We start from the raw sequence: 14,448 nt of genomic DNA, 5'->3' as shown, positions 1-14,448 counted from the left end.
TCGTGATGGATTTGAGACTCCCATGACCCGCAAGCGTGCCGATGTGGTTCTGGTCGAGCGCGGCTTCTTCGCGAGCCGCGCCCGTGCGCAGGAGGCGATCGCGGCCGGCCTCGTCACCGTGAACGGGGCCGTGATCCGCAAGGCCTCCGATGCGGTGCCCGAGGAGGCTGTCATCACCGCCGAGCAGCCGCACCCCTACGTGTCCCGCGGCGGCCTCAAGCTCGCGGCCGCCCTCGATGCCTTCCACATCGACCCGAAGGACCGGATCTGCCTCGACATCGGCGCCTCCACGGGCGGCTTCACGGAAGTCCTGCTCAAGCGCGGCGCCGCCCATGTCTACGCGGTGGATGTGGGGCACAGCCAGCTCCACCCGACTGTTCTCGGCAACGCGCGCGTGACGAATCTCGAGGGCACCGATGCCCGTGCGCTGACCACGGAGCTCGTTCCCCGAGCACCGGACCTTCTCGTCTCCGACGTGAGCTTCATCTCGCTGAAGCTCGTCCTGCCTCCTGCAATCGCCCTGCTGAAACCGCGCGCGGACCTCGCCGTTCTGGTGAAGCCGCAATTCGAGGCCGGGCGCGACAACGTGAAGAAGGGCATCGTGCGCGACGAGGCAGTGCATCGCGCCGTATGCGAGGATATCTCCGCATTCGTCGCCTCGCTCGGCCTCACCATCATCGGGCTCGTCCCCTCGCCCATCGAAGGCGGGGACGGCAATCGCGAATTCTTATTGGGAGCCCATCGTGGCTGAACAAGTCATCATCAAGCGCCTCGGCGCGAAAGCGGACGGAATCGCCGATACGTCGTCGGGCCCCGTCTTCGTGCCGAAAGTGCTGCCGGGGGAAACGGTCACCATCGAGCGCGACGGATCGCATGCGAATCTCGTCAGCATCGATGTGCCGTCGCCCGAGCGCGAGACGCCTTTCTGCCCCTATTTCGACGAATGCGGCGGCTGCGCGACGCAGCACATGCAGTACGGATTCTACCAGGCCTGGAAGCACGGCACGCTCGTCCATACCCTGAAGCAGGCGCGGATCGAGGCGCCCGTCGAGGATCTCGTCGATGCCCATGGCGATGGGCGGCGGCGCGTCACGCTGCATGTGCGCTTTCCCGACCGCGCCATGCATGTGGGCTTCATGGCCCCGCGCAGCCACCGGATCGTCGAGATCGCCTTCTGCCCGATCACCGAACCCGCCTTGAAGGACCGGGCACCGGCGATCGCACGCGTGATCGGCGAGCACCTCAAAGGCCCGCGCAAGCCGCTCGACATCCAGATCACCGCGACGCAGACCGGCTTCGACGTGGATGTGCGCGGGCACGGGCCGTTGAAGGATGCGGATCGCCTCAGCCTGATCGATCTCGCAGGCTCCCTCGATCTCTCGCGCCTGTCGGTTCATGGCGACGTGATCGTGGAGCGCCGGCCGCCTGCCATTGTCATGGGGCGCACGTCGGTCGTGCCGCCTCCCGGATCGTTCCTGCAGGCGACGAAGCGAGGCGAGGACGTGCTCGCGGGCCTCGTCACGGAGGCCTGCGCGAAAGCCAAGCGCGTCGCCGACCTCTTCGCCGGAGCGGGGCCTTTCTCCTTGAGGCTCGCGGAAAAGTCGGAGGTTCATGCGGTCGAGTTCGACAAGGGCTCGATGACCGCGCTCGACAAGGCAGCACGTGCGACGCCTGGCCTTCGCCGCATTTCGACGGAAGCGCGCGACCTCTTCCGCCGCCCGCTGCTGATGCCCGAGCTCAACGCCTTCGACGCGGTCGTGCTCGATCCGCCGCGTGCGGGCGCCGAAGCGCAGGCGAAGCAGCTTGCGACTTCAAAAGTTCCGCTCGTGGTCAGCGTCTCCTGCGACGCCGCCACCTTCGCCCGCGACGCCGCGATCTTGATGAGCAGCGGCTATCGCCTGGAACGCGTGATCCCGGTCGACCAGTTCAAGTATTCTCCGCATCTGGAAGTCGTGGGGATCCTGCGGCGCGACGTGGCGAAGAAGCGGCGGTAATCTACATCGTTATCCCGGACGAAGCGCAGCGGAGAGCCGGGATCGTGAGACGAGTGAGGCGCTATTTCCCTCCCCCCTTGTGGGGGAGGGGGGTGCTGGCGCCGGAGCTTGATAGGTTCGCGCTCACACCCCCCTCTCCAACTCTCCCCCACAAGGGGGGAGAGGGTCCCAGCGCCTCATCCTGCATGCGATCCCGGATCTGCTTCGCAGTCCGGGATGACGCTCTGGAAAAACCTAAAACAAACTCCCCTGCTCGTCCTCGTCGCTGGAGAGCGGCTTCTTCGCCTTCCTGCTCTCCTTCACCGGCGCGGGCTCCGGTGCGCTCAGCGGCTCGATCAGGCCGGCATCGTCGTTCTCGACCTTGTTCACTCGGCTCGAGACCGGGACCATGTCGAGCCAGTCGTCGGGACAGGGGCGCACGAGGGGCATCACGTCGGCGCGCTCGTCGCGCACGTCGAGCCAAGCCGCGATGTCGTCCTTTGAGAGAATCACCGGCATGCGGTCGTGCACGGCCGAGAGAGTGCCGTTGGCGTCCGTGGTCACGATGGCGGCGGTGTCGATCTCCGATCCGTCGGGGCTGCTGTAGGTCTCCCACAGGCCCGCCATCGGCATCGGCTTACGGTCGCGCATGCGGATCAGGAACGGCGTCTTCTCGCGCCCCTGCCGCCGCCACTCGTAGAAACCGTCGGCGAGGAAGATGCAGCGCCGCCGCTTCAGCGCGGCCTTGAAGGTGGGCTTCGTCTGCAGGGTCTCGCCGCGCGCGTTGATGACGAGCGGAAAATCCTTCGGGTCCTTCAGCCAGGACGGCAGGAAGCCCCAGCGCACCAGCATGAAATGCCGCACGCCGCGGTCCTCCAGCACGATCGGCACGGGCTGCGTCGGAGCCACGTTGTAGCGGGCGGGAAAGTTCGGCCGCTCAGTAAAGCCGTATTCGATCCGATAGGTCTCGGGATCGACGCTGATGACGTAGCGGCCGCACATGAGTTGCCTCCCTTAACTTACCCGACGCTGTCATTCCGGGGCCGCGCAGCGGAGCCCGGAATCCATAACCGCTGACGTTGCAAAAAGAAGATCGACGCTGCTCGCACTTTCTTGAAACGTCGCGTTTATGGGTTCCGGGCTCGGCCTTTGGCCGCCCCGGAATGACGGTGTCGTGGTTAAAGCCACCGCTTCCATCTAAAGAACAGATAGGGCAGCACGGCGGCGAGGATCATCAGGGCGATGGCCCAGGGATAGCCGAACTCCCAGTCGAGCTCGGGCATGAGCTTGAAGTTCATGCCGTAGAGCGACGACACCAGCGTCGGGGGCAGGAAGATCACCGACATGACCGAGAAGATCTTGATGATGTCGTTCTGCTCCATGGTGACGAAGCCGAGCGTCGCATCGAGCAGGAACTGCACCTTGCTGGACAGGAAAGTCGCGTGCTCCTCGATCGACTGCACGTCGCGAAGCGCCGTGCGCCACTCGGTCTTGTAGCCGGCGGTCTTCTGCGGACGCGGCATGCTGGCGGAGAGGAAGAGCAGCATGCGCTCGACCGACACCATGCTCTCGCGCACATTGGAGATGATGTCGCCCTTGCGGCCGATGGATCGCAGCGCCGCGCGATAGGAGGCGGCGCGGCGCGTGCCCTTCTTTTCGTTCTCGAAGATCCCCTGCGACAGGCGGTCGATGCGCGTTCCCATCGTCCCCAGGATTTCGGCGGCGCGGTCGATGATCGTCTCGAGCAGGCCGTCGAGCACGGCTTCCGGCTGGTGCCGGCAGCCGCCGGGCTTCACGGCACGGGCCATGAACATGTTGAAGGATCGCGGCTCGCCGTAGCGCACGGTGACGAGGGCCCGTTCGGTGAGGATGAACGAGACGTCGATGAGCCGCGGCGTCTCCGTGTCCGAGCTGCACAGCACGCGCGCCGTCATGTAGCGCGCGTTGTTCTCGTTGTAGAGGATCTCGGACGGCTCGATATCCGCCATCTCTTCCCTCGTCGGAATCTCGACGTTGAGATGGGCCTCGACGAGCTTGTCCTCCTCGCGGGTCGGCTCGATCAGGTCGATCCACAGGGCATCGGCAGGAATCGGCTCACCGGGCGGAAGAACATTGCGATCGAGCGACTCGCCATGCGGCCCGATGAACTCCGCCGGCCTGTGGATCAGAATCATACGCGTTCCTGCCTCTTCAACTCTATTGACCTGGATCCCGTCGCCTTGTCATCCCCGGCCGGAGCGTAGCGAAGGGGAAGGGGATCCACAATCAGGCGCGGCGTTTCGAGGGGATCCCCTTCCCTCGCCTTCGGCTTGGCCTGAGGATGACAAAGAACCTGACATTTGTCACAGAGATGACAGCGGCGGCGTATCGTCCGGCACGAAGAAATCGGGCGCGAGCGGTTTTGAGGGGTCGACGCGGTATTTCTCGAAATCGGTGACGCCCTCACCTGCCAGGAAAACATCGTCGATGAGGAAGTGGCCCGAGTAGCTCTTCGAGGGCTTGCCGAAGACCGCGTAGGCCGCATCGGCCAGGATCTCGGGCGTGCGGCTCGCCTGGACGAGCGCATCGCCGCCGAGCAGGTTCCTGACTGCGGCGGTCGCGATGGTCGTGCGCGGCCAGAGCGCATTGACCGCGATGCCCTTGCCCCGCAGCTCGCCGGCCAGACCGAGCACGCACAGGCTCATGCCGTATTTCGCCAGGGAATAGGCGAGATGCGGCGCGAACCATTTCTCGCTCATGTCGAGGGGCGGCGAGAGCATGAGGATGTGCGGGTTCTCGGCCTTTTCCAAATGCGGAATGGCGTATTTCGAGACCATGTAGGTGCCGCGCGTGTTGATCTGATGCATCAGATCGAAGCGCTTCATGTCGGTCTGCGGCGTCGGCGTCAGGCTGATGGCGCTCGCATTGTTGACCACGATGTCGAGGCCCCCAAAAGTCTCGACCGTCTTGTCGATAGCACCTTTCACCGCCTCCTCGTCGCGCACGTCGACCACGAGCGGCAAGGCCTTGCCGCCAGCAGCCTCGATCTCCTGCGCCGCCGTGTAGATCGTGCCGGGCAATTTCGTATGCGGCTCGGCGGTCTTCGCCGCGATGACCACGTTGGCGCCGTCCTTCGCGGCACGAAGCCCTATGGCAAGACCGATGCCGCGCGAGGCGCCGGTGATGAAGAGTGTTTTTCCGTTGAGGCTCATGGGTTCAGCTCGCCAGTGCCAGATTTGCGTCCTGCAGGAACCCCGCGCCGCCGAGCACGGTATCCTCGAGGCCCTTCGCGCCGATGGCGATGTTCTCGGCGAAGAAACGGCATAGGGCAATGCGTCCGGCATGGGCCGGATCGCCGTCGCCGGCGGCAGCCTGCGCGTTGGCGGCGAGCGCCATCTCGGCCAAAGCCGCGCCGCCCTGCGCCAGCGCGAAGAGGCGCAGATATGGCGTCGCGCCGGCGAGTGCCTCGCCCTGCGCGTTGGAGGAGACCGCCTGCAGCAGATGGCTCGTCGCGCGGTCGAGGCTCTCGACGGCATCGCGCAGGCGCGGCGCGGTGGCGCCGAAGGCCGGAATGTTCTCTTTCAGAAGGCGCGTCACGATCGCGCGCATGGAGGCGATCTGCGCACGCACCGTCTCGCCGCCGGAAAGCGGCAGCTTGCGGGTGACGAGATCGATGGCCTGAATGCCGTTGGTGCCCTCGTAGATTGGTGCGATGCGTGCATCGCGCAGGTGCTGCGCGGCGCCCGTCTCCTCGACATAGCCCATGCCGCCATGGACCTGCACGCCGAGGGACGCGACCTCCATGCCGATATCGGTCGAGAAGGCTTTTGCCACCGGCGTGAGCAGCGAAGCGCGCTCGTTGGCCTTCTTCCTGCGCGCGGGATCCTGTTCGAGATGCGCGCGGTCGATGGCTTCCGCCGTCATGTAGCAGATCGCGCGTGCAGCCGCGGTCAGCGCCTTCATGGTGAGCAGGTTTCGCTGCACGTCCGGATGCGCGATGATGGGGCTCATGCCATCGTGAGCGCCGATGGCGCGCCCCTGCCGGCGCTCGTTGGCGTAGCCAAGCGCCTGCTGATAGGCGCGCTCCGCGATCGCCACGCCCTGCAGGCCGACCGCGAGGCGGGCGTTGTTCATCATCGTGAACATGCAGGCAAGGCCGCGATTCTCCTCGCCGATCAGCCAGCCGACGGCGCCGCCGTGATCACCGAAGATCATGGTGCAGGTGGGCGAGGCATGGATGCCGAGCTTGTGCTCGATGGAATGGCAGCGCACGTCGTTGCGCGTGCCGTCGGCCAAGAATTTCGGCACCAGGAACAGGGAGATGCCGCGCGTGCCGGCGGGCGCATCGGGCAGGCGCGCCAGCACGAGATGCACGATGTTGTCGGTGAGATCGTGCTCGCCATAGGTGATGAAGATCTTTTGGCCGGTGATGCGGTAGGTGCCGTCGCCGGCGCGCTCGGCGCGGGAGCGGATCGCTGCGAGATCGGAGCCGGCCTGCGGCTCCGTGAGGTTCATGGTCGCCGTCCATTCGCCGGAGACGAGCTTGTCGAGATAGCGGCTCCTCAGATCGTCCGATGCATGCTGCACCAGCGCCTCGATGGCGCCCATGGTCAGCACGGGGCCGATGCCGAAGGCCATGGAGGCGGAGTTCCACATTTCGACGCAGGCGGAATTCAACAGCGTCGGCAGGCCCTGCCCGCCGTATTCCACCGGACCTGGAAGCGCATTCCAGCCGGCTTCCGCCCAAGCCCTGTAGGCCTGCTTCCAGCCCGGCGCGGTGGTGACCGCGCCGTCCTTGAAGGTCGCGCCGCGCCGGTCGCCTTCGGCGTTAAGCGGCGCGATCACATCGTTGGCGAAGCGGCCCGCCTCCTCCAGGATCGTCTGCGCCAGATCCGCCGAGAGATCGCCATAGATCCCGTCTGCCGCAGCCCGGTCGAGGCCCGCCACATGCCGCATGGTAAAGACAATGTCCTGGACAGGCGCGCGGTAGGTCATCGACGTTTCCTCTCGAACATGGGGCTTTTCATGTTGACGCGTGTTCTCGCGCCGTTAAACCCGCCCGGCAAGGGCCAATCTCGTAAGAGCAGATCCCGCAAGGGAATCCCCCTGGAGCAAGGAATAGTTTAGACGTGAACGATCACGGGTCAATGCGCCAAACGGAGCGCCTGTCGGCCGATGCCTCCGGACTGGCTCGGGCAGCCGCCATCCTGCGGAGCGGCGGCCTCGTGGCGTTCCCGACCGAGACGGTCTACGGCCTCGGCGCCGACGCGACCGATGCGGAAGCGGTGGCCCGGATCTATGCCGCCAAGGAGCGCCCGAGCTTCAACCCCCTGATCGCCCATCTCGACAGCTTCGAATCCGCGAAAAGGCAGGGCGTGTTCGACGATACGGCGCAAAAGCTGGCAGAGGCGTTCTGGCCCGGACCGCTCACCCTCGTGGTGCCAGTGGCGCCGACCTGCACGATCTCCGATCTCGCCCGCGCGGGCCTCGACAGCGTGGGCCTGCGCGTTCCGGCCCACCCCCTCGCCCATGCACTGCTGCAACAAACCGCGCGCCCGGTTGCAGCACCGTCCGCCAACCGCTCGGGCCGCGTGAGCCCGACGGACGCCGACCATGTGCTCGGTGACCTTGACGGACGCATCGAGGCCGTCCTCGATGGCGGAGCCTCCCCGGTCGGGGTCGAATCGACCATCGTCTCGTGCCTCGGCGGCGCCCCTCGCCTGCTCCGCCCCGGCGGCGTGCCGCGCGAGGCCATCGAGGCGCTGATCGGCATGAAGCTCGAAGGCGGCCCGGAGGCCGGTGCCAAGCTGCTCGCGCCGGGGATGATGGCGTCCCACTACGCGCCCCGGGCGCAGGTTCGCCTGAACGCGGTGAGCATCGGGCCGGGCGAGGCGGCCCTTTTGTTCGGCGCGGAGGCCCCTGAGGGCACCGAGGCGGCCCGCGCCGCCCTCAACCTCAGCAAAAACGGCGACCTCGTGGAGGCCGCCGCTCATCTGTTTTCTTATCTGAGGCAGCTCGATGCCTCGGGTGCTGCGACCATCGCGGTCAGCCCGATTCCTGAATCGGGTCTAGGCGAGGCCATCAATGACCGCCTGAGACGGGCCGCAGCGGAGCGGTAGCTAACCCCTTAGACCATGGTCACACACTCAACCTCATCCTGAGGAGCAGCGCAGCTGCGTCTCGAAGGAGGATCCAGCGATCTCTGGAGGCGCCCTCGTCCTTCGAGACGGACCTATCGGTCCTCCTCAGGATGAGGGCTTAGGGGACAGAAGCCGCTTCTTACTTCGCAGCGAGCTTCGCCGCGATCTGGGCCACGTGCTTGCCCTGGAAGCGGGCGCCGTCGAGATCGATCTCGCTCGGCTGGCGCGAGCCGTCGCCGCCGGCAACCGTCGAGGCGCCGTACGGCGAGCCGCCGCGGATCTGGTCGACGCCCATCTGGCCCTGGAAGGAGTAAGGCAGGCCGACCACCACCATGCCGTGGTGCAGCAGCACCGGCAGCGTGGTGAGGATCGTGGCTTCCTGGCCGCCGTGCTGGGTGGCGGTGGAGGTGAAGACCGAGCCGACCTTGCCGATCAGCTTCCCCTGCGCCCACAGACCGCCGGTCTGGTCGAGGAAGTTCTTCATCTGCGCCGTCATGGTGCCGTAGCGGGTCGGCGTGCCGATGATGATCGCATCGTATTCGGGCAGCTCCTCGACCGTGGCGATGGGAGCCTTCTGGTCGGTCTTGTAATGGGCAGCCTGCGCGATCTCGGCCGGCACGAGCTCCGGCACGCGCTTCACCACGACCTCGGCCCCGGCCTCGCGGGCGCCCTCGGCGGCGGCATAGGCCATCTGCTCGATGTGCCCCCAGGACGAATAATACAGAACCAGAACCTTGGCCATGTGAACTCCAATATGGTTGGATGCAGAACGATCCGGTCCGGCCTCGGTTGCCTTGAGCCGGAGGAACATCGCCTGCCGTTGTTGGACGGTCAGGAGGATAAGCTTTCCTCTCTGCAAAACCAGTGGTAGATATGCAGGGTTCCTCTTGCGTGAATGCATAAAGATGGCCAAGCAGCAGCATCTCGACTGGGACGATTTCCGACTGGTGAAGATCATCGCCGAGGCCAACGGCCTCGCCGGCGCCGCAGATCGACTCGGGGTCAACCACTCGACCGTCTTCCGCAGGCTCGGCCAGATGGAGGACAATCTCGGGATCAAGCTCTTCGAGCGCCATCGGACGGGCTATGTCCTCACCCCCGCCGGCGAGGAGATGTCGGCTCTCGCCGAACAGATGGACGAGAACGTCACCTCCTTTACCCGCAAGCTTGCAGGCCAGGCCGTGGCGCCTGCGGGCGAATTGCGGGTCACCACCAACGACACCCTCCTCGTCCACCTCCTGACGCCGATCTTCGCCCGCTTCATCAAGGCCTGCCCGGAGATGCGGCTCGACGTGGTCCTCGCCAACCAGGCGCTCAACCTGTCGAAGCGCGACGCCGACGTGGCGATCCGCGCCACCGACGATCCGCCCGAAACCCTGGTCGGCCGCCGCGTGGCGACCATCGCCTGGGCGATCTATGGCCGGGTGGAGGATTTTCCCGACGTGCAGGGCCCCGAGGACGTGACCATCGCCGATCTCTTCGACCGGCATTGGCTCGCGCTCGGCGACAATCTGGCTGCCATGAAGGTCGCCCGTTTCGTGCGCGAGCACGTGGCTCCCGAAAACATCGTCTACAAGGTCAACACGGTGCTCGGGCTCTCCGAGGCCGTGGAGGCGGGCATCGGCATCGGCCCCCTGCCCTGCTTCATCGCCGATGCCAGCCCCAACCTCGTGCGGCTCGCGGACAGCAACCCCGATTTCTCCGCCGGCCTCTGGCTCCTCACCCATCCCGACCTGCGCCAATCGGCACGCGTGCGCGCCTTCATGGATTTCATGGCAGGCGAGATCGCCAAGCAGAAGAGGCAGATCGAGGGGGCGGGGAAGAAAGTGCCGATGCCGGTGCCGGCGGTCTAGTCGCCAAGGTTTCGCGCCTCATGGCGTCATGGCCGGGCTCGTCCCGGCCATCCCGATCCGAAAAGCGTCGCGCTTCACCGCATCGGGATCACCGGCACAAGGCCGGTGATGACGTGGGGAAGCTGTTGGCTCATCAGGCTAAGCAACCTCCACCACGACCCGCCCCTTGATCCTGCCGTCGACGATCTTCTGCCCAGCCTCCAGCACCTGATCGAGCGGAATAACAGTCGTCATGGCAGCAAGCGTGTCATGGTCGAGTTCGCGGGCGATCCGGTTCCAGGCCTCGATCCGCAAGGCCTTCGGCGCCATCACGGAATCGACGCCGAGCAGCGCCACGTTGCGCAGGATGAAGGGCGCGACGGTGGCAGGAAGATCCATTCCCCCCGCGAGACCGCAGGCGGCGATGGCGCCGCCGTATTTCGTCATGGACAGGACATTGGCGAGCGTGGTCGAGCCGACCGTATCGACGCCGGCCGCCCAGCGCTCCTTGGCGAGCGGCCGGGGCTGTCCTGCCAGCTCGCCGCGGTCGAGGATCTCAGTCGCGCCGAGGCCCTTCAGGTAATCCGCCTCCTCCGGCCGCCCGGTCGACGCGATCACGTGCCAACCGGCTTTCGCGAGCAATGCCACAGCCACCGATCCCACGCCGCCGACGGCGCCGGTGACGATGGCGGGACCGCGCTCAGGGCTCAGCCCATGGCGCTCCAAAGCCATCAGGCAGAGCATCGCCGTGTAACCTGCGGTACCGATGGCCATGGCCTGCTCGGCCGAGAGGCCTTGCGGCAGCGGGATCAGCCAGTCGCCTTTCACCCGCACCTTCTCCGCATAGGCGCCGAGGTGGGTTTCGCCCAAGCCCCAGCCATTGAGGACGACGGCGTCGCCGGGCTTGAATTCCGGGTTGGAGGAGGCTTCGACGATGCCGGCGAGATCGACGCCGGGGATCATCGGGAAGCGGCGCACCACCGGCGCCTTGCCGGTGATGGCGAGGCCGTCCTTGTAGTTCAGGGTCGAATGCGACACGCGCACGGTGACGTCGCCGTCCATGAGATCAGCTTCGTCGAACGAGCGGATCGCGACGCTCTGGCCTGATTGGTTCTTGTCGATGACGACGGCTTTGAAAGCGCTCATGCCGATTCCTTCCGCATTCCTTGCCCGCACCCATTTGTGGCGCGGCGGAGGATCGTGGCAAGGAACAAACGCTTAGCCCTTCGCAGCAGTGCGGGACTTAGAATGCCTAACAAAACCAGCCTCATCCTGAGGAGCGTAGCGTCTCGAAGGACGAGGCGTCTCCAGCGTGCTCTGAAACCTCCTTCGAGACGCCGCTTCGCGGCTCCTCAGGATGAGGAGATGTTGTGTTAGATGCTCCTACTCCGCCGGCTGCAGGACGGGCTCGCGCTGCACCGGCCGTTCCTTGATCGGCAGGTTGATCAGGGCCGAGGCGAGGCCCAGCACGACGGAGAGCCACCAGACCATGCTGTAATTGCCGTTCATCTCGTAGAGCACGCCGCCGAGCCAGACGCCGAGGAAGCCGCCGACCTGATGCGAGAAGAAGGCGAAGCCGTAGAGCATGGCCATGTAGCGGGTGCCGAACATCAGCATCACGAGGGAGGATGTGGGCGGCACGGTGGAGAGCCAGAGCAGGCCGATGGAGATGCCGAACAGGATCGAGGTGATGGGAGACGCCGGGACCATGATGAAGGCCGCGATCGCCACGGAGCGGCCGAGATAGATCCAGGCGAGCAGCCAGCGCTTCGACATCCGGGTCGAGAGCCAGCCGGAAGCGAGAGAGCCGACCGCATTGGCAAGGCCGATCACCGCAAGGGTCCAGCCGCCGATGGCGGCCGAGAGGCCCGCATCCTTCAAGTATGCCGGCAGGTGCACGGTGATGAAGGCGAGCTGGAAGCCGCAGGTGAAGAAGCCGAGCACGAGCAGCACATAGGAGCGGTGCTGGAACGCCTCGGTCAGGGCCTGGCGGATCGACTGGTTCGGAACCGATGCGGTTTCACCTTGAGCGGCGTCACCGGTCGGCCGGGTCGCAAGCGCCAGAGCGAGCGGCATGACGAGCAGCACGCTCGCGGCGAAGACCAGAAGCGCCTGATGCCAGCCGAACGAATCGATCAGCACGTTGCCGATGGGCGGGAACAGGAACTGGCCGAAGGAGCCCGCAGCCGTGCCGGCACCGAAGGCCATGGGGCGCCACTTGGCCGGCAGGAGCTTGCCGAAGGCGCCGAGCACCAGGTTGAACGAGCAGCCGGACAGGCCGAAGCCGATCAGCACGCCGGCGCCGATATGCAGCACCCCGGGCGTGGTCGCGTAGGCCATGACGACGAGGCCGAGAGCGTAGAGAAGCGCGCCCGTGCAGAGCACCCGGAAGGCACCGAACCGGTCGGCGATCGCGCCCGCGAAGGGTTGGCCGACGCCCCAGAGCAGGTTCTGGATCGCGATGGCGAAGCCGAAGGTGTCGCGGCCCCAGCCATATTCTGTGATCATCGGCAGCTGGAACAGGCCTGCGGAAGCGCGTGGGCCGAAGGTGATCAGCGCAATCAGGCAGCCGGCGAGGACGATGATTTCCGGCGAGACGCGGGAACGAACGGGAGATGCTGACATGCACTCGGCCCTTCAAGGACAGGCAGGGGCGCGCAGACTACCCCAAGTCGTCCATCAGCAACATTGAAAGTTTGTCGGTTTTGGTATGAGGTTTTGTTATAGGTCGCAAAGGCACGCGAGCGGCCATTCGGAGCATGGGTCGTGACTTAAGTCTGCGTCTGCGCCGTCATTCCGGGGCGCGCCTTTGGCGCGAACCCGGAACCCATAACCACCAACCTTGCAGAATGCGGCGCACCGCCGCTCATCTCTTCTTGAGCCGTCGTGGTTATGGGTTTCCACGCCTGCGGCGCGGCCCTTCGAGTCGGGTTCCGCTGCGCGGCCCCGGAATGACGTTGTGCAGGCCCTCGTCAGAACTCAAGCTGAGCTCGCCCAAGCTTGACGCCCCTCCCCCTCAGATGACGGCGAAGTCGTCGTATTTGAGCGCGAGGTTCTTCTTGAGCATGGCGAAATCGATGGCCTTGCCCTTACCCGAACCGTCCGCATCGTAGGACAGCACGCCCGTCTTCTTGTTGTAGATGACGTAATCGTCCTTGTCGGTTGCCTTGGTCCCGATCTTGAAGAAGGCGGCCTTGAGTTTCGCAGGGGACTTTTCCGATCCCTTGCTTCCGAGCTTCTTGAAGATGCTGTTGTCGAGCCAGATCGTGTCGTCGCGGACGGAAAAGTCGGTGATCGTGTCTCGGGACTTGTCCAGTTTGGTATTGACGACGAAGCTGTCGCGCCCGCCCAAACCGGTGAGGGTGTCCTTGCCCTTGCCGCCGCTGAGCCGATTGGCGGCGCTGTTGCCGATCAGCGTATCGTTGCCGTTGCCTCCGATGGCGTTCTCGATGACAACCCCATTGGCGATGGTGAAACCGCCGGCGACGTCGGTATGCTGCGAGAGAAATCCGCCGGCGTTCGGATCGTTGTCGGCCAGTGTCGCGGCACGCACGTCGATCTTCACGTTCTGGAACGTGATCCCGCCGCTGATCGTGTCGATGCCGCCAGAATCCCAGATGCAGGTCCAGCCGGAACCCGAATCGCCGCCCCAGACATTGGTGTAGTAGTTGTTCGACGAGAGCGTGTAGACGTCGTTGCCCGCAGCGGCCGTGGTGTTGGTGCCGTAGATCTTCTGAAGGGCGGCGATATCGAAGGCGCCATAGGACTTCATGGAGCCCCATCTCCCCATTGGGTCGCCGAAGCCCTGATAGTTCCAATTGCCCGACATGACGGTAAATGGCGCCTGGTTGAGGCCGAGCGGGCCCGGATCGGACGCACTCGTCACCCCGGGGAATCCGCGATAGGCCTGTTCCAGGCCGAGGGCGGAACCGAACATGTTCAGCAGCATCGTGTAGCCCATGCCGCCCTTGTTCGGATAGCTCCATGCTCCGTCGCCGGAATGCAGATAAAGCCACGCCTGATCGACATTGCTCGGCAGATTCCTGTCGAAGACCTCTTGAGGAGAATCCGCACTCACCCACACTCGGCTGGTGGACTCGATCGGCAGGGTCGTCTGCCAGAGGATGAGATTGTCGGCGCGCGGGTTCTGCCCATAATTCTCCCAGGCCGGGCTCAACTTGATGTTGGTGATCTTCAGGAGCTCGTCAACGGCATTGAGGATCGGCGGGAAATCCGGGTCGAACCAACTGCCCACCGCCCATCGACTGCCGGGAGGATTGGTTTCGTACGGGACATAGGGTTGTCCGTTGCTGCCTGTCTTGGAGGGGCCGTGATAGCTCACCCACATAGGCGCGTCCCACCTATTGCCGAACCCCATCGTCAGCGGTGAGACGCTCGTGTCCCAAACTGCGCCGCCCGCGATGAGTCCGTCGATATAAGCGCTGCCGTAACCGGCGCCAGGAATTTGACGAAAGCCTGCCATAGGGGAAACCTCTCGAATCTGTTTCCCAATGGATATATGAA

Annotated in this window: 12 protein-coding genes; 4 read left to right on the top strand and 8 right to left on the bottom strand. The window is 65.2% G+C overall.

The window, feature by feature from the left end; all coding sequences use genetic code 11:
* Positions 1-22: 22 nt before the first annotated feature.
* Complete coding sequence (locus JKL46_RS23575) at positions 23-751, top strand: TlyA family RNA methyltransferase (protein WP_201837974.1); 729 nt, start codon at positions 23-25, stop codon at positions 749-751.
* Positions 744-1,994, top strand: coding sequence for a class I SAM-dependent RNA methyltransferase (locus tag JKL46_RS23570; RefSeq protein WP_201837972.1), 1,251 nt, complete (start codon positions 744-746; stop codon positions 1,992-1,994). The genes JKL46_RS23575 and JKL46_RS23570 overlap by 8 nt, the downstream gene beginning before the upstream one ends.
* Before the next feature lie 234 nt (positions 1,995-2,228).
* Here JKL46_RS23570 and JKL46_RS23565 read toward each other — a convergent pair whose 3' ends face one another.
* From JKL46_RS23565 to JKL46_RS23550, 4 genes are all read right to left on the bottom strand, one after another.
* Positions 2,229-2,975, bottom strand: a complete 747-nt coding sequence (locus JKL46_RS23565) for an SOS response-associated peptidase (RefSeq protein ID WP_201837970.1) — start codon at positions 2,973-2,975, stop codon at positions 2,229-2,231.
* Between the two features lie 176 nt (positions 2,976-3,151).
* A complete protein-coding gene (locus JKL46_RS23560) occupies positions 3,152-4,147 on the bottom strand; it encodes a magnesium transporter CorA family protein (protein WP_201837968.1) in 996 nt (331 codons plus the stop codon).
* 168 nt (positions 4,148-4,315) lie between these two features.
* On the bottom strand, positions 4,316-5,164 hold the full coding sequence (locus JKL46_RS23555; RefSeq protein ID WP_201837966.1) for an SDR family oxidoreductase: 849 nt from the start codon (positions 5,162-5,164) through the stop codon (positions 4,316-4,318).
* A gap of 4 nt (positions 5,165-5,168) precedes the next feature.
* The gene (locus JKL46_RS23550; RefSeq protein ID WP_201837964.1) at positions 5,169-6,947 is read right to left on the bottom strand and encodes an acyl-CoA dehydrogenase family protein; all 1,779 of its coding nucleotides are present in this window, start codon (positions 6,945-6,947) and stop codon (positions 5,169-5,171) included.
* 152 nt (positions 6,948-7,099) lie between these two features.
* Here JKL46_RS23550 and JKL46_RS23545 point away from each other — a divergent pair, with 152 nt between their 5' ends.
* The gene (locus JKL46_RS23545; RefSeq protein WP_201837962.1) at positions 7,100-8,071 is read left to right on the top strand and encodes an L-threonylcarbamoyladenylate synthase; all 972 of its coding nucleotides are present in this window, start codon (positions 7,100-7,102) and stop codon (positions 8,069-8,071) included.
* 160 nt (positions 8,072-8,231) lie between these two features.
* Here JKL46_RS23545 and wrbA read toward each other — a convergent pair whose 3' ends face one another.
* Positions 8,232-8,834 (bottom strand): NAD(P)H:quinone oxidoreductase, encoded by a 603-nt coding sequence (gene wrbA, locus JKL46_RS23540; protein ID WP_201837960.1) that lies wholly within the window; start codon positions 8,832-8,834, stop codon positions 8,232-8,234.
* 163 nt (positions 8,835-8,997) lie between these two features.
* Here wrbA and JKL46_RS23535 point away from each other — a divergent pair, with 163 nt between their 5' ends.
* Entirely contained in the window at positions 8,998-9,945 is a 948-nt protein-coding gene (locus JKL46_RS23535) for a LysR family transcriptional regulator (RefSeq protein ID WP_201837958.1), read from the top strand.
* Positions 9,946-10,083: 138 nt separating this feature from the next.
* Here JKL46_RS23535 and acuI read toward each other — a convergent pair whose 3' ends face one another.
* The 3 genes from acuI to JKL46_RS23520 all read right to left on the bottom strand — a co-directional run bounded on the left by acuI (position 10,084) and on the right by JKL46_RS23520 (position 14,407).
* Positions 10,084-11,070 (bottom strand): acrylyl-CoA reductase (NADPH), encoded by a 987-nt coding sequence (gene acuI, locus JKL46_RS23530; RefSeq protein ID WP_201837956.1) that lies wholly within the window; start codon positions 11,068-11,070, stop codon positions 10,084-10,086.
* Positions 11,071-11,307: 237 nt separating this feature from the next.
* A complete protein-coding gene (locus tag JKL46_RS23525; protein ID WP_201837954.1) occupies positions 11,308-12,549 on the bottom strand; it encodes an MFS transporter in 1,242 nt (413 codons plus the stop codon).
* A 391-nt stretch (positions 12,550-12,940) separates the two neighbouring features.
* Entirely contained in the window at positions 12,941-14,407 is a 1,467-nt protein-coding gene (locus tag JKL46_RS23520; protein WP_201837952.1) for a M10 family metallopeptidase C-terminal domain-containing protein, read from the bottom strand.
* Positions 14,408-14,448: the final 41 nt, after the last annotated feature.

The organism is Microvirga zambiensis WSM3693 (assembly GCF_016735695.1).
Taxonomy (GTDB): domain Bacteria; phylum Pseudomonadota; class Alphaproteobacteria; order Rhizobiales; family Beijerinckiaceae; genus Microvirga; species Microvirga zambiensis.
The sequence above is the reverse complement of the archived record's forward strand: the minus strand, read 5'-3'. Positions and strand labels throughout refer to the sequence as shown.